Here is a 17,422-nt window from a genome sequence, read left to right as displayed (position 1 = left end):
TACATGCAGATCGAGGGCATGGCCGCCCTTGCCACACCCATAACCGAGGAGGTTCAGCCGCTACAGATTACACCCAAGGCCGCCTGAAAATGCAGCCCGATGGCCAGCACCGAAATTACACCACATTGACGGACGTGACCTGCAGTAGCTCGACGGCCTGCCAAGCCAGTGGGACCAAGTGCGCCTTCTTTCGATCCTTCTGACCTTTCATACGGTCGGCCGGTATCATCCAGAATGGCTTGTCACCTTCAAGGTCAACAAATTCGGCCCAGCGCGCTCCGGCAAGTTCACCGGGGCGAACCGCTGTAAGGGCCAGCAGGCGCAGCGCGAGCTTGGTTTGAGCACGACATCGCTCCCCTTCGCAGTCGAGCAGCAACTGACGTAACTTTCCAATGCGTTCTTCTTGAGTGTCCAAACCATCGATTATCGAAGGCTGGGGACGCGATGCGGGCACTGGCTTCATGGCCTTTGCCAGGTTTGCTGCAGGATCTCCCTCGCACACGCCGCTTGCGACACCGTGAATGAATACCGCTGATATGATCTGCCTATCTCGGTGGGCGGTTTCCCGCGCACCTCGCGCTTCAACCGCGCGGAGCACTTGGAGTATATCAGCAGGCTTCAATTCACTGATAGGCGCACTGCCCACTTGTGGAAATATGTCCCGCTCAAGCTTGATTAGAACATCTGCGGAGTGAACCGCCGACCATCGAGCCAGCGGTTCAACGGTCCAGTTCTGCGCCTGCGAATAACTCCACTTTCCGTTTGCCTTGGCCCATGCATGCAAACGTTCCAACGACCAGCCGCTCTGGAGCTCGAACCAATCCTCTGCGATCGCTTGAAAGCTGTTGTGCCGTTTTATCGCTTCGGCTTTTTCAGCTTCGCGACGCGCGATTGCCGGATCTCGACCTTGGCTGAGAAGGCGTTTCGCTTCATCCCGTTTTGCCCGAGCCTCAAGGAGCGTCACTGCAGGGTAAGAGCCAAAGCTCAAGGTCTTTTGAAGCGGCTTGCCTTTCTCGTTACGGCCGAACGTATAATTCATTCGCCAGTGCCGTCCCCCTGCACGCGTCACGAGAACGTAAAGCTGTCCAGAATCGCTTAGTCGATAATCCTTCTCTCGGGGCTTCGCGGCCTTCAGCTTCGCGTCATTCAGCATTGCAGCCTCCGATACCATGGATTCCGGATGTCATACCATGGCGTATGCCATGGATGGCCATGAACGCGTGCGAACCAGCGCGAACACCAGTGAGCCTTCGGAAGGGCTTTACATCAGGGAAATCAATGGTTTGTGAACGTCCGCGAACGCTGGCGTTCGAAGATCTGCGGCATAATGTCGCAGCTGAACCAAGGCACTGCGGCGGCACGCCGGGAGAGCGTGCGACAGCGCGCATGACCGGTGTGTCGCATCCGAATATGAAAGGCATGCTCTCGCATTTGCCTACCTTCGAAGCGGGGCGGTGGTCTTGCAGCTTGGATAGCCTGAGCATCCGACCATCGGCTTGTAGCGCGCTTTCGCGCGCTCCTTCATCCGGCCTTTAACGCAGGTCGGGCAGCTGTCCCCAGGAGCCATCGGCGTGGTGAGATGAACGCGGTTGCTTGGCCGACGGGCCTCACCGTTGGCGAGATTGCGCTTGAAGTCGCACACGCCGCAGCCTTCGAAAGCGCCATAGGTACCTGAGCGCTGCGTCAACACGCCCTTCCGGCATTTGGGGCACGGCTGAAGTTGCCCGCCGTCCTCCAGTCGCAGCTTCACCAGACCTTGCGCAGCCATCTCGATCAGGAACCGCGACGGTGCGGACGCCCTGGTGTATATTCGGACCTGCCGCCGGGCGCGGGTCATCGCGACGTAGAAGACGCGTCGTTCCTCCGCCATGGGAAAGTCCTCGCCATTGGGCATAGCGAGAACCAGCACCGGGTCGTCAGCGATCTGGCTGGGGAAGCCAAGATTGTCTTCGACCATATTGAGGATCATCACATAGTCGGCTTCGAGTCCTTTCGCCGAGTGAATCGTGCGGAACTCGATGTCGAGCTCGTCGCCGAATGCCTGTTGCCAGGCTTTGAGTTCTTCCTCGGGCTCATCGTGATTGTAACGGCCGAGCAGCATTACCGTTATTCGACGCGCCTCCGAGCGTTCAACAGTATCTTTCCGGACTTTGTCGTATAGCCGCTCGAGATGCGTCTCGACGCCTTTCAACGCCTCCTCCGATGATTCGAAGGCGAAGGCCCAGAGCGCCCGCCCCTCCCGGGGGTTGGTCGTCTGCACGGTCTTTTCCAACTGGCGTGGGTTCGCGGAAACGAAAGCGCCTGAGGCGTCGCACAGCGACTGCGGACACCGGAAGGTGGTTGCCATACGTAATTGCGAGGAGTGCGGGAACGTACCGGCAAAATCCGTCATCACCGCCAGATCGGCTCCCGCAAAGCGGTTGATGCTCTGCCAATCGTCGCCGACGACGCAGAGATGACCGCGTTGGTCCGTCCGGTCGAGCAGCGCCTTCAGAAGCCTGACCCGCGCGCGTGAACTGTCCTGGAACTCGTCGGCGAAGATCATGGTGTAGGGGCTGTCGTAAGCTCCGGCCTCGATCAGCGCCGCGGCTTCCACCAGCATATCGTCGAAGTCGATGCACGACGCATCCCGCAGCCGTCGCTCCCACTCATCCGCGATGCGCTCGTATAGGGACAGGAACTTCAGGGAGCGCGCCGAGTGCGCGTCGTCATCCGATGCCTCGATACGGCGACGGATATCATCCACCGTGGTGCCGCCGCCCTTCACGTGCTGCTGAAAGCCGCGCACAAGGTTGGCTAGAGCCAGCGTATCCATCGGCGGCTGTCCTTTGGCTGGGCGGTCCGCATCATAGACCGGCTCCACTCCACGCGACTTCAGCGCCTCGGCAAGCTCGTGGAAAGCAGCGCCATGACGGATACCGTGCGAGGTCGTCTCGAACAGTTCCGTGTCTTTTTCAGCGTGGAGTTCCCGCTTCCAGGCGACCCCGGCCAGATAGTCGCCGGTGAAATGCGGAGGCGGCAAGCCGTCGCGCCCGAGGGCGAAATGCTCATGATAGAGCTTGGCATCAGGATAATAGAAGTCGGGCCGATACTGCTGGTGCGTGGCCGTCCGGGTGTCATGCTGGTAGTCCCGTTCATACTGATAGCTAACGCCGTGGTAGAACAGCCAGTCGGCGATCAGCCGTTCTTCCTGGCTCTTCACCCAGTCCCCATTGGCGGTGCGAATGTCTCCAGGGCCTGTGTCTTTCGGCTCGATCAGATCGGCGGCGCGACCGATGGGTCGCCCGAAAACCGTCCGGAACAGGTCCCATTCGACCCCGAAGCCCGGATCACGAGCGCGCAGATCCTCGACGATCCTGACGATCATCTCGTTTTCCTTGCGTCGCTTGCCGACCCAGCGCGCCACGGCCGGCTTAGGGCCCTGCCTCTTGGTGATGACGTCCCGGCCGAACGCGTGGAACGTCTTAACCGTGACTCGTTCTATGCCGTCGACGCCCTTCAGACGCTCACGCACCCGTTGACGGAGTTCGTCGGCCGCGTCCGTATTGAAGGCGAGCAGCAGGATCTGTTCCGGCTTGGCCAGCCCCTGATGGAGAACATAGCCCGTCTTCGCGACCATCGTGGACGTCTTGCCAGAGCCAGCGGCCGCCACGATCTGCACCGCGTCGTCCATGCAGATGCAGGCGTCCGCTTGTTCGTCGGTCAAGGGCGAGGACTCAACCGTGTCAAAGAAAGGCTTCAATTCCGCCTTTTTGGAAGCGAGGTGCTTGATGTTGAGTGCTGCAAATTCCGCCAACAGCGCCGCCAGACCAGCTTCCTTATCAGTCCATGTGCTTGATCCGGTGATATACCGAGGTCTGACCTCGAAACGGCTATACAGTGATCGGGGCAACGGGTGCTCTCGCACTATGCGGTGCGCCACGCTCTGGGGGATCCAGCGCTCCCGATCCACATGTTCTTCCCAAGAAGAGCGCCATGCCTCCTCGGCCGCCTGAAGCTCGGCAGTGTGCTCCCGACGCCATCGATCAGGGTCAAACGGCGTCGACGAACCGCCACCGTAGGATGGTCGCTTGTCGTCGGAGCCGAACATGCTTCCGACAAGGGCGACCGCCCCGAGGGCCAGCCACTCGATCACCGCCCGCAGCCCGTCACGGGAGGTTCTCTTCGCGATACTCCCCTACGACCCAGATGAAGCTCTGCACATCGATGCGATCTGCGGGCCCAAGCTGTGCGATCCCGCTTGCCGTATGGTCTGCCAGATCGAGCAGGCTGCGATACACGTCCGCCGTGATCTCCGAGTCATACTCGATCGCGAAGCGATGGCCGATCCGCTCTGCGAAGTCGCGGGTGGCCGTGGGCTTCAGGAACATGTGTTGATTGGGTAACCACAGGAACGGCAGGTAGGTGGCGATCGGCCAGGTCAGCGTTCCATGCGGCGCGATAGCATTCCGCATGCCGGCGATCCCGGTGTTGAAGTCGCCATCGGCGAATGCGGCAGCCGCCCGAAGAAATGCTCCGCCATGCTCCGCCAGAACCTCGCGGAGCCTGGTCGACTCCTGGAGCGATGGCATGTGCGTCCACAGCTGATCCTTCTTGAACGCTGCCGCCAGCGTCTTCCCGTGGGCATCTGTCGCGTTCACTGCCGCAGCTAGCGGCAGGAGCGCCGTCAGCGTCTTGTGCGCATCGACCTTGTAGCGACGTTCGCCATCGTGAGCGGTGTAGCGCTGGCCTGAGAAACCGCCGGGCATGAACTGGAGGAAGCGCGCGATCGCTCCGTCGATCCCGAAGTAGTTCGGATGCACGGTACCGGCGAGATTCATGAGGCGGGCACGGAGGCGGTTCCGATCCTCGTCGTGCAGCTTCTCGCCCACGACCTTCCCACCCAGGATGACGACGCCGATCCAAGCGCCGTCCTTGTTCTGGCCTATACGGAGCGTGGCCTTGCCGTATTTCTCGTCCGACGTCTTCATGCCACGGCACCGGGAAGATCATCCAGATCGAGCTTCTCGCCCGACTTGAGGATATCGTAGATGATGTCGGTCAGGATCCCCATGGCCTGCTTGTCGCCCTTGAGAAGCAGCTTCGCCAAGGCGTTGTTCGACGTCATTGAGCGCACGACGGCACTCTGGACCGCGCCGGGGAGGTTGCCTTTCATGGCGAGCTCCTTACCGCTCTGCCCGACCTGAGCCATCACGACTTCGTTTTCCTGCGCGATGGATGCGATCTGATTGACGAAGTGCGCCTGGTCGCTGAGAGGCGCGGCTTCACCGAACAGGCTGTTCAGGCGGCGGATGAGCTCGAGCAGGTAGACGGGCGTGCTGCCAGGCATTGGCGAACCGCCTGATCCGACCGGCTTCAGGACCAGCTCGTCATCAGCAGGGGGCGTGGGATTGCCGCCCGTGGCGCCGTCCCTAGGCTTGATCTCGAACCCGGTGAGGGTGAGACCCTTCAGGTCGATCTCGTCAGGCGTCACCCCGTCCAGCCGGTTCGCCAGCAGCTTGGCGAAGGTGGCGAAATTCTCCAGTTCGGGATCGTTCAGCTCGATCAGCTGCGCGATATAGGCATAGGTCCGGCAGAAGCGCTCCAGGCCGGCCCTGAATTCGGTGAGCGAGCCGATCGCACCATCGGCCAGTCCGCGGCGGTGATCAGCGGCCTTCATGCCGTCCTGGTCACCGATGTCCTTGGCGTTCTGGTAGGCGATCTCGGCGGCGCGCACCTCCTGTCGCCGCGCCTTCAGCATTTCATTGAAAGAGTCTGTTGGTGCCTGCGTCGCGGCGAACAGCTCCTTGTGCTGCGGCTCGCTGCCAACCGCGAACGCCTGGGCCGTCTTGAAGCGGGCCGCCTTGAACGCTTCGAGGTTGGTGGTGGTGTAGACGCCAGCCTCGTCCAGCCTGTCCTTGATCTCGTAGACGACGTTGAGGTCCTGCACGTCCTCGACCTCAGCGCCGGCATCATAGCGGGCGAAGGCGCGTAGCACCGTCTCGGGATCGTTGGCGAAGTCGATGACGAACGTGCGGTCCTTGCCGGGGAAGGTCCGGTTCAAACGCGAGAGCGTCTGGACGATCTCAACGTCGTTGGCGATCTTCTTGTCCAGATACATGGCGACGAGCTTGGGCTGGTCGAAGCCGGTCTGGAACTTGTTCGCGACCAGCATGACCCGATATTCCGGGCGGTCGAACACGATCCGCAGGTCCTGGCCTTTCACGGCCGGGTTCATGGTGTCTTCAGAGAACACCGCTTCCTCGTCGACGACGAACGTGTCGCCCTTCAGCAGAGCATCGTCGAAGTGCATCACCTCCTTGCCCGTGAGCTGGCCCGAGAAGGCCACCAGGGTGTGGATGCCCTTATACTGGGGATGAGTCTCGATGAACGAGTCGAACGCCTTCTTGTAACGCACGGCGGCAGCACGCGAGCTCGTCACCACCATCGCCTTGGCCTTGCCGTCGAGCAGGTGTGCGACGTTCTTGGCGAAGTGCTCCATGATGAACTGGACCTTCTGCACCACGTTGGTCGGGTGCAGGGTCATCCACTTGGCTAGCGCGCGCTTGGCGGCCTTGCCGTCGACCCGCTTGGTGTCGACCATCTCTTTGCCGAGGTTGAACGCGGTCTTGTAGGGGATGTAGCCCTCGAGCACGTCGAGGATGAAGCCTTCCTCGATCGCCTGGCGCATCGGATACTTGTGGAACGAGTCCGGCAGGTTGTCTTTCGACGCCGGCTTGGTCGGATCCTTGGGCCGGCCGAACAGCATCATGGTCGAGTGCTTGGGCGTCGCGGTGAAGGCGAACTGCGACACGTTCTTAGGCCGCACGCGCGAGTTCTGGATCTCCGTCAGCAGCTCCTCGACCGTCATCTTCTCCATGCCAGCCTTGGACGACAGCGCGAGCGTCGCCTGCAGCTTCGACGCGGTGGTGCCGGTCTGCGACGTGTGCGCCTCGTCGATGATCACCGCAAAGTTGCTCTCCTTCAGCGACTTGTCGGTGAGGATAGCTTCCATCGCATAAGGGAAGGTCTGGATCGTCACGATGATGATCGGCACGCCCCCGAGCAGCGCCTCAGTCAGCTGCTGGCTCTTCGACTTGGACGAGGTGTCCCGGTCGATCGCGGCGATGAGGCCGGTCTGGTGGTCGATCTGCTGGATCGCGTCCTGCAGCTGGCCGTCGAGCACCGTCCGGTCGGTCACGACGATGACCGAGTTGAAGATCGGGGTGCCGTCGTCACGGCGGAGCTTGATGAGATCGTGTGCCGTCCAGGCGATTGTCGACGTCTTCCCCGAGCCGGCGCTGTGCTCGCACAGATAGGCTTGGCCGGGCCCATTCTGCGCCGCATCGGCGATCATGGCATTGACCGCGTCCCACTGGTGAAAGCGCGGGAAGATCAGCGTCTCCTTCTTGGACCAGGCTCCCTTCAGATCGACCACGTCCTTCTTCTCGACGTAGACGAAGCTGTGGAAGATGCGCAGCCACGCGTCGCGCTGGCAGATCTCCTCCCAGAAATAGGCGACCGGATATTCACCATCGGCGCGCGCGGGATTGCCGGCGTGCCCTGCGCGACCCTTGTTGAAGGGCAGGAAGAAGGTGTTCTCGCCGGCGAGCTTGGTCGTCATCCAGATGACGCTGTCGGACATTGCGAAGTGGACGACGGCGCCGCGCTTGAAGGTGAGCAGCGGCTCGATGCGCTTGGTCTGCGGATCGACCGGCAGCCGGTCCTGCTTATACTGCTCCTTCGCCGCGTCAGCGGACTGGGTAAAGTCCGTCTTGATCTCGACCGTGCCGACCGGCAGTCCGTTGATGAACAGGCCGAGGTCGATCGCATACTCCTTGCTGGGGTGGTAGCGGAGCTGCGGCACCACGCGCAGGCGATTGGAAGCGTAGCGATGCAGCACGTCCTTGTTGCGCTGATCCTCGGGGGCGGCTTCACTCACGTCGATGTGACCGCAGCCGGCGATGTCGAAGCCGCGGCGCAGGACCTGGATCGTGCCCTGCTTCTCCAGCGCCTTCTCCAGCCGGTCCATCAGGACCTTCGGCGCCTTCTCGCCATTGAGGGCCAGGAGCCGCTCCCACTTCGCCGGCTGGGTGTCCTTCAGCCAGGCGACGAGATCCTCGGGATAGAGGGCATAGTCCTTGTCATAGCCGCTCGTGTCGCCGAGCAGCCATCCTTGGGCGACCAGCTTGTCGACGACATAGTTCTCGAACGGCTTTTCGTGATGCGCTTCGCTCATGCGGCGGCCTTCATGTTCTTGGCGGCGAAGCCGCGCACGTCGATCTTGCCAGTGACGGCGGCGGTAATGAGCGCGGAGCGGTGCTCCTTCAGCAGCTCAATGCTGCGCTCGGTCTTGGCTATGAGCAGATCGATGCGGGCTTTCTCGCGGTCCAGCCGGGCGGCGATGTCCCGCTGTTCTTCCAGCGGCGGGAGCGACACAGGGACACGCCTTAGGAGATGCCACTTGATCTGCCGCTGGATGTCGCCGACGCTCATCGATGCAAGCATGAACTGCTCGACGTACGGCTTGCTGCGGAAAGCGTAGTTGGCGAAGGCGGGGTCGATCTTCGTTCCGTCGAGTTCGAAGATTAGGTAGGCTGGGCTTACGATGCCGCGATGGGCGGATACACCAACTGAGCCGCGCCATGCCTGCTGGTTGTTCATGACGAAGTCGCCGGGTTCGACAAGCTGATATTTTTCCAGGCTTTCCGCTGGCTTGTGAACGAGGCCGCCCCCTTCGGAATACGGAATCACACCTCGATCAAGGTAGACAGACAAGAGCCCCTCACCCGTCACGCCGGAAATGCTCTTGGCGGAGGCGACCGTCCAGAAAGGAACGGAGGGCCAGTCCGCACGGGGAGCGGTTGCCTGGATGGCATCTACGACCAGTCGATCTCGAAGGAGGTCGATGAAACGACCCTTCTTCTCGATCAGGCTGTCGATGCGTGTTGTCTCACGATCGAGAAAGGCAGCGATGATAACCTGTTCCGGTAGTGGCGGAAGCTCAATGCTGATCGATAGAAGGTTGTCCGGATAGAGTCGGAGTCGTGATTCCATAATCCCTTTGGAATTACAGCGGAACGTAGCCTGCATGTCCTTAGAACGGGTGCGATGATGGAGGTATCGTAGATCAACGACATTCCGATCAACTTCGAATACAGAATAGGCCGGGCTGACGATGCCCGCATGATCGGAGACACCATATGCTCCTCGCCATGCTAGCATATAATTCATGACAAAGTCGCCAGGCTGGACGAGGCGATAACCTTCAAGGCTGTCTGCGCGACTTTCTTGACGATCCTCCGAGAAAACTGAGGCGCGAGGCTGGACGCCGTAGTATTCCGAGACAGACAAGAGGGATTCTTGTCCAGTCTTGGAAAGAGCGTCTCGTTCACGGAGAAAGTTCTTGAAACGAAGGCGAGTCGTCATTCCGTCACCTCCGCCAGCACGGCAGCGATCTCCGCTTCCACCGTCTTCAACTCCTCGTCGATCACATGCAGCTCCCGAGGCGGCTGATATTCGTAAAAGTAGCGGTTGAAGTTGATCTCATAGCCGACGACGCCGACCTCGCCGTCCTGCTCATCCCGATAGCTCTGGTCGACATACGCATCCGGCGCATGCGGCAGCACCTCGGCCGCCATGTAGACGCTGATCGGCGTGTCGAGCGGCACGTTCTCGAAGTCGGTGAGCTGGTCATCCGCGATGACATTCCCATCATCATCGGTCACCGGATCAGCCTCGGGATCGCGCTGGCCGAACGCCGCCAGGAATGCCTTGGTGAGCGGCTTCGATGCCTTCCCGAGCGTGCCATCCCTCTTCGCGGCAGCCTTGGCGAACGGCTCCAGCCAGGGCACCTCCTGCTCCACGCCGGCGTGCTGCATCAGGAGCGCCGTCCATCCCTCGCGCTGAGCGTCGGTGAGCCTGTTCCAGACCTTTTCGTCGGCGAGTTTGGCGAAACCCTCTTCCGACACCACGACCTTCATGCGCAGCGGGCGCAGGACCTTGACGCGGCGATAGCCGAACTCGCGATGGTTTAAGATCAGGCTGGTCTTCGTCGGCTCGAAAGCCGAATAGGCTTCCACGATCTGGCGCGTCTGCTCCGGGCTGATCATGCGCCGCTTGTTGCCCTCGCTCTTCCGCATAGGCGTGAACAGCTGGGTAGCGTTAATCAGCTGTATCTTGCCACGGCGCGCCTCGGGCTTCTTGTTGGAGAGGAGCCAGATGTAGGTGCCGATGCCGGTGCGGAAGAAGATTTCCGTCGGCAGCGCGATAATCGCCTCAACGTAATCGTTCTCGAGCAGGTGGCGCCGGATCTCGGACTCGCCCTGCCCGGCATTGCCGTTGAACAGCGGCGAGCCCGACAGCACGATGGCGGCGCGGCCACCGCCCCGCTCGGGCAGCTCCAGCTTGCTGATCAGATGCAGCAGAAACAGCATCGAACCGTCGCTCACGCGCGGGAGCTTGGGACCGAATCGCCCTTCGAACTTTCGGTCGTTGTGCTCGCGGACAACCGCGGCCTGATCCTTCTCCCACTTCTTGCCGAACGGAGGATTGGAGATGCCGTAGTGGAAACGCTCGCCATCGTGCTGGTCGTTCGACAGCGTGCTGCCCAGCTTGATGTTCTTCGACAGATCCCGGCCGGGATCGGACTCCAACGTCTTCAGCAGCATGCCGGCGAGGCAGACGGCGTGCGTCTCCGGCTCGAGCTCCTGGCCATAGGGGACGACGACAGGCGCGATGCTGTAGCGGTCGCGCAGGTTCTGCACATGCTCCATGCCATCCGACAGAAAGCCCCCGGTGCCGCAGGTCGGGTCGTAAAGGGTGCGGATCAGGCCGGGGTTGTTGACGAACAGCTCGTCATCCGGATCGAGCAACAGCTCGATCGCCAGGTGGACGACGTCGCGGGGCGTCATGAAGTCCTCGGCCGCCTCGTTCACCTCGGCGCCGAAACGGCGGATGAGGTGCTCGTAGACGTTGCTCATGACCCGCTCGGGCACTTCGTCCGGGTGCAGGTCGATGCCGGCGAAGTTCTGGCAGATCTTGAACAGGACGCCCTGCTTCTCCATCCGCGCGATCGTGTTGGCGAAATCGAACTGCTCGAAGATCACGCGCGCGTTGTCGCTGAACTTGCTGACGTAATCCTCAAGGTTCTGGCGCGTGCGGCTGCCGCCCAGCGTGGCCAGCGAATAGTTCGACGTGTTGTAGAAGGGGTAACCCGTCAGCTGCCGCAGCACGACATCAATGTCGATGCCTTGGTCGGCCATGGCGGCGTTGGTTTCCTGAACCTGCTCGCGGGTTGGTTCGAGCACGCATTCGAGACGCCGGAGAAGCGTGAAGGGCAGGATGACCTTGCCGAAGTCGGTGTGCTTGAAATCGCCCCAGAGATCGTCAGCGTTCTTCCAGATGAAGTCGACGAGGGACGTGCTTCGGGCGGTTCGGTTATCAGTCATGCTCTCTCTTCTCGTCCTTCATCTCGACCGCTGCGTCTGAGATGGTTCTAGGATGGGCGACGCCGGCGGCCAAACGGTCGCAGGGGTATCAGGTGGTTGGATCCTTCCGAGTCCTCGCGAGTGCCTGGGCGCCACCTTGGCCGAGTCCCTCGCCTTCCAGCAGCGCAGCGGCACCAGGGACCTGCATCCACTCGGCGCCGATCGCGACCATGGCCTGCAGGAAGAACACGAACGGGAAGCGGCCGCGCGAGACCTTGTTCTTGATCGCAGCTTCGGTCTCTTCGACCCCGATTGCGGCCAGAGCCTCGACCAGGCGGGCGTAGCTGAGGCCACGCCTCATCAGTTCGGCGCGCAGCATGTTGCGCGCAAGCGCTTCCCAATCGGCCTCTCCGAGTGGGACGCTCATGGATGCTGACCAGCCAAGGAGTGCCGATTGTGAAACCCTAGGTATCGCATGTGCGACTTTCCTCTTGCGCCGACACTGTCTTGGTGTCATAAACGAGACTATGAGTAGCGCAGGTGATACCGGAAAGGCAAGGAGGACGCGCAGAGCGTCCGGCTCGCATTTCCGGCAGTCAAAGGCCTGGCGCACTTTTCCGCTGTCCAAGCTCGAGAAGATCACCGAGGAGGATGCGGAAGCGCTGTTCCGGAAGATGCGCTGGCCCGCGACCGATGGCGAGCCCGTCTGCCCTTGGTGCGGCTCGCACGAGCACTGGTACTTGGAGAATCAGCGTCGCTGGAAGTGCAAGGCCGCCAAGTGCCGCAAGCAGTTCTCCATCACGAGCGGCACGCCGCTCGCGCACCACAAGCTCAGCTTCAAGCAGATGCTGTCTGCGGCACGCTCGTTCACGAAGGGGGCGAAGGGCAACAACGCCATCGACCTGACCGCCGACGTCGATTTCGAATATAAGACCGGCTACGTGCTTCAGCAGAAGTATCGCGAAGGCATCCTGCACTCCATGCGGGACGAACGCCTCACCGGTGACGTCGAGATCGATGGCGGGTGGTTCGGCGGCTACATCAAGCCCGAGAACCGCAAGATCAATCGCGTCGATCGTCGCCTGAAGGCCAATCTCAACGGCAAGCGGCGCGTGGTCGTCGGTGCCCGCGAGCGTAGGGAAGGCGGTCGGATGATCGTCGGTGTGCTCGACACCGAGGACCAGGCTTGCGCATGGCTCTCCGAAAGCATCGACATTATGGCGACGGTGTATGCTGATGAAGCGCCCGCGTGGGACGATCTTCACGCCACGCATGACGTAAAGCGGGTCAACCATTCCGAGCTCTATGCGACGGGTGAGAAGAACGTCATCAACACCAACCAGATGGAGAGCTTCTTCTCGCGTCTGCGCCGCATGGAAACTGGCACACACCACCACATCGCCGGACGCTATCTGCTGCGATATGCCAGTGACGGGGCATGGCGCGAGGTGAAGCGGAGTGTCGATCACCTCACGCAGACCCATGATCTTCTGAAGGCTGTCCTGGCGGCCCCACAGTCTCGGTCGTTCTCGGGATACTGGCAGCGCGGCAGCGCGAACCATGTGGACAGTCTCTTCGGAGATATCTTCGCTGGCCTCCACTGACCGGGTCAGTGGCGGGACACGATGTTCCACTTCCGTGCGAAGGCGGCCCCGTCGTGAGCGACGATGTTCTTTTTGGCCTTCTGTCTTAGCGTCGAGTCCACAGAGTTCCTGATCCGCTGACGCGTCTGTGGATCTACCTCGCCGACACCTTCCTGAGCTAGAAGCCGATCGGTGATCTCGCTGATCGTGAGCGGAATGCCGGCCTGTCGCATGACGTCGAGCGCCGTCTTGCTGATGCGGCCTATCCCGACCGGCGCCTTGTGGACGTTCGGGCGGACGGCCTTGACCTTTGCAGGCGCCCAGGCCGGATCGATCTCCTTCAGCAGCTCCTCGGCGCATTCGAGCAGACGTTCGATCCGCTGCGCGCGTGCGCTCAAGGTCGGCAACTGCTCGAAGAGGGTCTGGATCTTGGCGACCTCGCCCTGCTTATCCTTTAGCTCTCCTGCCAGCAGCGCGTACTTGCGTTCAAGTGCGTGCTTCAGGTTCGTCTGGCCCACCGCAATTCATCCTACCCCAGCTTCGATCAGGCGGAGTGTAATGGCACGGGAGCGTTAAAAATCCTTGGTTCAGCTGCGACATTATGCCGAAGATCTGGCGGAGAGGGAGGGATTCGAACCCTCGGTACCCTCACGGGCACGCCGCATTTCGAGTGCGGTGCATTCGACCACTCTGCCACCTCTCCGCAGAAGACCGGAAGCATTGAACCGCAAGGAAAAATGCCGCACCGATCGGGTCGAGGGGCGCCCATTAGCGAATGATTCCATCCTTGCCAAGCACCCTTTTCGGTATTTTTCTTGTCTCCCTGCGCGGGCACCCTAAATTGGTCATATGAAAGTCACGATTCAGAATATCGGTACCGGCATCACCGCCCCGCCGGTCGTCCATGCCCGCTTCAGCATCGGCGATGTCCTCAAGCATCGCAGCTTCGGCTTTCGCGGCGTGGTGTTCGACATCGACCCGGTCTTCGCCAACAGCGAGGAATGGTATGAATCGATCCCCGAACATGCCCGACCAGACAAGCAGCAGCCCTTCTACCACCTGCTCGCCGAAAATGGCGAAAACAGCTATGTCGCCTATGTCAGCCAGCAGAATCTGGTGGCCGACGACAGCGAGGAGCCGGTCGATCACCCGGCGATCACCGGCCTGTTCGGCGATTATGCGGATGGCAAATATCAGCTGCGCCCGCGCCACCGGCACTGAGCCGCACCGGCGGGCGGCGCTGGGCCTTGCCCTGCTGCTCGCCGCGGCCGGGCCGTTGCAGGCTGCCCCGTTGCCGACGCAGGCCCCGGCGCCGGACAAGGTCGCGGTTCCCAATGCCGACCCGACCTTCCCCTTCTCCAACGAGATCGCCGCCTTTGCGAAAGCGGAAGCGGCCGGCCCGCCAGTCGCCGACGCCACGCTGTTCCTGGGCAGTTCCAGCATCCGCCTGTGGGACATCAAGGGCAGCTTCACCGATATCGGTACGGTCAATCGCGGCTTTGGCGGCGCGACCACCCCCGACGTGCTGCATTATTACAAACGGCTGCTGCCCAAGGCCAAGCCACGCTCGATCATCGTCTATGTCGGCGAGAATGACCTGGCCGCCGGCGCCACGCCGGACAAGGTCGCGCGCGACGTGCTGACCCTGCTCCGCCAGCTTCGCGCCGACTATCCCAGGGCGCATATCGCCTATCTCTCGCTCAAGCCCAGCCCGATCCGCTGGACGCTCTGGCCCCAGATGGCGGCGGTCAACATGACCGTTTCGGCGCGCAGCAAGGCGATGAAGTTCGATTATCTCGATGTCGGCCGCCCCTTGCTCGCCACCGACGGCCTGCCCGATGCATCGCTGTTCCGTGCCGATGGTTTGCACATGAATCCGCGCGGTTACGAGCGCTGGACCAGGCTGGTCGACGCCTATCTGGACCATGCCGTGCTGGCGGATGCGGCCACCGGCCGCGATTCCTGACCGTCCTGCCGGCCAGTTTAAGATTGATCCAAGCGCCAGCAACATTATTACCAGCCGCTTGATCGATCGACTGGCGAAGGGAAAAGAGCAGTGACAACCGATTCGGCCAAGGCCGTGCCGATGGCGGAGCTGACGCTACGCGGCGTCATATTGGGCGCGCTCATCACCCTGCTGTTCACCGCCGCGAACGTCTATCTGGGCCTCAAGATCGGCCTCACCTTCGCCACCTCGATCCCCGCCGCCGTCATCTCCATGGCGGTGCTGCGCCTGTTCGCGACCGGCACGATCCTGGAAAACAACATCGTCCAGACCATCGCATCGGCCGCCGGCACGCTGTCGGCGATCATCTTCGTGCTGCCGGGCCTGGTCATCATCGGCTGGTGGCAGGGCTTCCCCTATTGGCTGTCGGCCTGCACCATCGCGCTGGGCGGCATATTGGGCGTCATGTATTCGGTGCCGCTGCGCCGCGCGCTCGTCACCGGATCGGACCTGCCCTATCCCGAGGGTGTCGCCGCCGCCGAAGTGCTGAAAGTCGGCGCCGGTTCGCGCGAGGGCCTGGAAGAGAATAAGCGCGGCCTGGCCGCCATCGTCATGAGTTCGATCGCCGCCGCCGGCTTCTCGATCATCGCCAAGACCAAGATCCTGGCGGAAGAAGCCGCCACCTTCTTCAAGCTGGGCGCGGGCGCCAGCTCGGTCTCGACCAGCTTCGCGATGGCGCTGATCGGCGTCGGCCATCTGGTCGGCATCTCCGTCGGCGCCGCCATGTTCGTCGGCCTGCTCATCAGCTGGGTCGGCATCGTCCCCTATCTCACCAGCCCGCTGCCCGCCGGCGCGGATCTGGCCGACCTGGTCGGCACCACCTTCCGCATGAAGGCCCGCTTCATCGGCGCCGGCACGATCGGCATTGCCGCGATCTGGACCCTGCTCAAGATCCTCGGCCCGATCATCAGCGGCATCCGCTCCGCCCTCAACGCCGCCAAGGTCCGCAAGTCGGGCGACGCCGGCACGCTGGACATCACCGAACGCGATTTGCCGATCGGCATCGTCTTTGGCACCATCCTCGCCTCGCTGGTACCGATCGCCGTCTTGCTGTGGATCTTTGCCCAGGGCGGGCCGATCGCCGCCAATCCGGTGCCGATCATCGGCCTGACGCTGGCCTATATCCTGGTCGCCGGCATCGTCATCGCGTCGGTCTGCGGCTATATGGCGGGTCTTATCGGCGCGTCGAACAGCCCGATCTCGGGCGTGGGCATCCTCGCGGTGCTGGGTGCGTCGCTGATCCTCGCCGCCATCTACGGCTCGGGCCATCCCGAACAGAGCCAGGCGCTGATCGCCTATGCCCTGTTCACCACCGCGATCGTGTTCGGCGTTGCCACCATTTCCAACGATAACCTCCAGGACCTCAAGACCGGCCAGCTGGTCGGCGCGACGCCGTGGAAGCAGCAGATCGCGCTGGTGCTGGGCGTGCTGTTCGGCGCGCTGGTGATCCCGCCGGTGCTCGACCTCCTGAACAGCGCCTTCGGCTTTGCCGGCGCGCCCGGTGCCAAGGCGACCGCCCTGCCCGCGCCGCAGGCTGCGCTCATTTCCGCGCTCGCCAAGGGCGTGCTGGGCGGCGACCTCGACTGGGGCCTGATCGGCTTTGGCGCCGGCATCGGCGTGGTCGTGGTCGCGCTCGACGAACTGCTCGGCAAGACCGGCAAGATGCGCCTGCCCCCGCTCGCGGTCGGCATGGGCATCTATCTGCCGATGGCGCTGACACTGCTGATCCCGGTCGGTGCGGTGATCGGCCATTTCTACAATCGCTGGTCGCTGCGCCAGGCGAACCCGGAATTTGCCGAGCGCATGGGCGTGCTAATGGCGACCGGCTTCATCGTCGGCGAAAGCCTGTTCGGCGTCGCCTTTGCCGGCATCGTCGCCTCGACCGACAGCGACGCGCCGCTGGCGCTGGTCGGCGAAAGCCATTGGGCGGTGCCGCTGTCGGTGCTGATCTTCGCCGGCGTGATCGCCGCCCTTTATGCACGGCTGCGCCACTGGGCGACCGCGCCGCTCGCCTGACGGGATCAGGATGGGGCACCAACGCAAAGGTCGCCCCATCCTTCAAAATCCTACGATAATAGAATGGATATGGGCCGGCCTGCGGCTCGAAACCCTATGCCCGGCGGTTTAATTCTCCAGCATCACCCAAAGGCTGGAGAGCCCACATGCCGCCCGAATTCCTGATTGCCATCATCTTGTGTATCGGCGCCGTCTTTTTCATCGACCATATGGCTCGGCTGGAAAAAGGCGGCCAGCTGCACCATCGTGGCGGCCTATCCCGGCGCAGCGGCCGGCGGCGCGACTGAGCGCCCCATAATGTGGCCCCTGCATCACGTCACATAAGTTACATTTTTCAGACTTTTAATTGCAATCATACTGCCATGAAGCCGTAAGGACTCATCGCCAATGGCCTCCCCAACCGAAGGGGA

13 protein-coding genes and 1 tRNA gene are annotated in these 17,422 nt (G+C 62.1%); 5 read left to right on the top strand and 9 right to left on the bottom strand.

What is annotated here, in order from left to right; translation table 11 throughout:
• Positions 1 to 115: 115 nt before the first annotated feature.
• The 7 genes from AC13EK_RS09600 to AC13EK_RS09570 form a co-directional block, all read right to left on the bottom strand.
• Complete coding sequence (locus AC13EK_RS09600) at positions 116 to 1,153, bottom strand: tyrosine-type recombinase/integrase (RefSeq protein WP_483022179.1); 1,038 nt, start codon at positions 1,151 to 1,153, stop codon at positions 116 to 118.
• A 282-nt stretch (positions 1,154 to 1,435) separates the two neighbouring features.
• Positions 1,436 to 4,135, bottom strand: a complete 2,700-nt coding sequence (locus AC13EK_RS09595; RefSeq protein ID WP_483022178.1) for a UvrD-helicase domain-containing protein — start codon at positions 4,133 to 4,135, stop codon at positions 1,436 to 1,438.
• A gap of 13 nt (positions 4,136 to 4,148) precedes the next feature.
• Positions 4,149 to 4,970, bottom strand: a complete 822-nt coding sequence (locus AC13EK_RS09590; protein ID WP_483022177.1) for a hypothetical protein — start codon at positions 4,968 to 4,970, stop codon at positions 4,149 to 4,151.
• On the bottom strand, positions 4,967 to 8,218 hold the full coding sequence (locus AC13EK_RS09585) for a type I restriction endonuclease subunit R (RefSeq protein ID WP_483022176.1): 3,252 nt from the start codon (positions 8,216 to 8,218) through the stop codon (positions 4,967 to 4,969). Before AC13EK_RS09585 ends, AC13EK_RS09590 begins: the two co-directional genes overlap by 4 nt.
• Positions 8,215 to 9,408, bottom strand: coding sequence for a restriction endonuclease subunit S domain-containing protein (locus AC13EK_RS09580; protein WP_483022175.1), 1,194 nt, complete (start codon positions 9,406 to 9,408; stop codon positions 8,215 to 8,217). Before AC13EK_RS09580 ends, AC13EK_RS09585 begins: the two co-directional genes overlap by 4 nt.
• Complete coding sequence (locus AC13EK_RS09575) at positions 9,405 to 11,429, bottom strand: type I restriction-modification system subunit M (protein ID WP_483022174.1); 2,025 nt, start codon at positions 11,427 to 11,429, stop codon at positions 9,405 to 9,407. The genes AC13EK_RS09580 and AC13EK_RS09575 overlap by 4 nt, the downstream gene beginning before the upstream one ends.
• A gap of 88 nt (positions 11,430 to 11,517) precedes the next feature.
• Positions 11,518 to 11,835 (bottom strand): DUF6471 domain-containing protein, encoded by a 318-nt coding sequence (locus AC13EK_RS09570; protein ID WP_483022173.1) that lies wholly within the window; start codon positions 11,833 to 11,835, stop codon positions 11,518 to 11,520.
• Positions 11,836 to 11,935: 100 nt separating this feature from the next.
• Between AC13EK_RS09570 and AC13EK_RS09565 the strand changes: the two genes are divergently transcribed.
• Positions 11,936 to 13,012 carry an IS1595 family transposase gene (locus AC13EK_RS09565; protein ID WP_483022172.1) on the top strand — a complete coding sequence of 359 codons (1,077 nt, stop codon included), beginning with the start codon at positions 11,936 to 11,938 and terminating at the stop codon, positions 13,010 to 13,012.
• A 5-nt stretch (positions 13,013 to 13,017) separates the two neighbouring features.
• Here the strand turns inward: AC13EK_RS09565 and AC13EK_RS09560 are convergent, their stop codons facing one another.
• Both AC13EK_RS09560 and AC13EK_RS09555 read right to left on the bottom strand, forming a co-directional pair.
• Positions 13,018 to 13,509 carry a hypothetical protein gene (locus tag AC13EK_RS09560; protein WP_483022171.1) on the bottom strand — a complete coding sequence of 164 codons (492 nt, stop codon included), beginning with the start codon at positions 13,507 to 13,509 and terminating at the stop codon, positions 13,018 to 13,020.
• 95 nt (positions 13,510 to 13,604) lie between these two features.
• A tRNA-Ser gene (locus AC13EK_RS09555) sits at positions 13,605 to 13,694 on the bottom strand.
• A 146-nt stretch (positions 13,695 to 13,840) separates the two neighbouring features.
• Between AC13EK_RS09555 and hspQ the strand changes: the two genes are divergently transcribed.
• The 4 genes from hspQ (at position 13,841) to AC13EK_RS09535 (ending at position 17,299) form a co-directional block, all read left to right on the top strand.
• Complete coding sequence (gene hspQ / locus AC13EK_RS09550) at positions 13,841 to 14,212, top strand: heat shock protein HspQ (protein ID WP_004210078.1); 372 nt, start codon at positions 13,841 to 13,843, stop codon at positions 14,210 to 14,212.
• Complete coding sequence (locus tag AC13EK_RS09545) at positions 14,169 to 14,957, top strand: GDSL-type esterase/lipase family protein (RefSeq protein WP_069335461.1); 789 nt, start codon at positions 14,169 to 14,171, stop codon at positions 14,955 to 14,957. The genes hspQ and AC13EK_RS09545 overlap by 44 nt, the downstream gene beginning before the upstream one ends.
• 90 nt (positions 14,958 to 15,047) lie before the next feature.
• On the top strand, positions 15,048 to 17,012 hold the full coding sequence (locus AC13EK_RS09540; protein ID WP_483022170.1) for an OPT family oligopeptide transporter: 1,965 nt from the start codon (positions 15,048 to 15,050) through the stop codon (positions 17,010 to 17,012).
• A 146-nt stretch (positions 17,013 to 17,158) separates the two neighbouring features.
• Entirely contained in the window at positions 17,159 to 17,299 is a 141-nt protein-coding gene (locus tag AC13EK_RS09535) for a hypothetical protein (RefSeq protein WP_170828610.1), read from the top strand.
• Positions 17,300 to 17,422 lie beyond the last annotated feature (123 nt).

The organism is Sphingobium sp. L-44 (assembly GCF_056859495.1).
The sequence above is the reverse complement of the archived record's forward strand: the minus strand, read 5'-3'. Positions and strand labels throughout refer to the sequence as shown.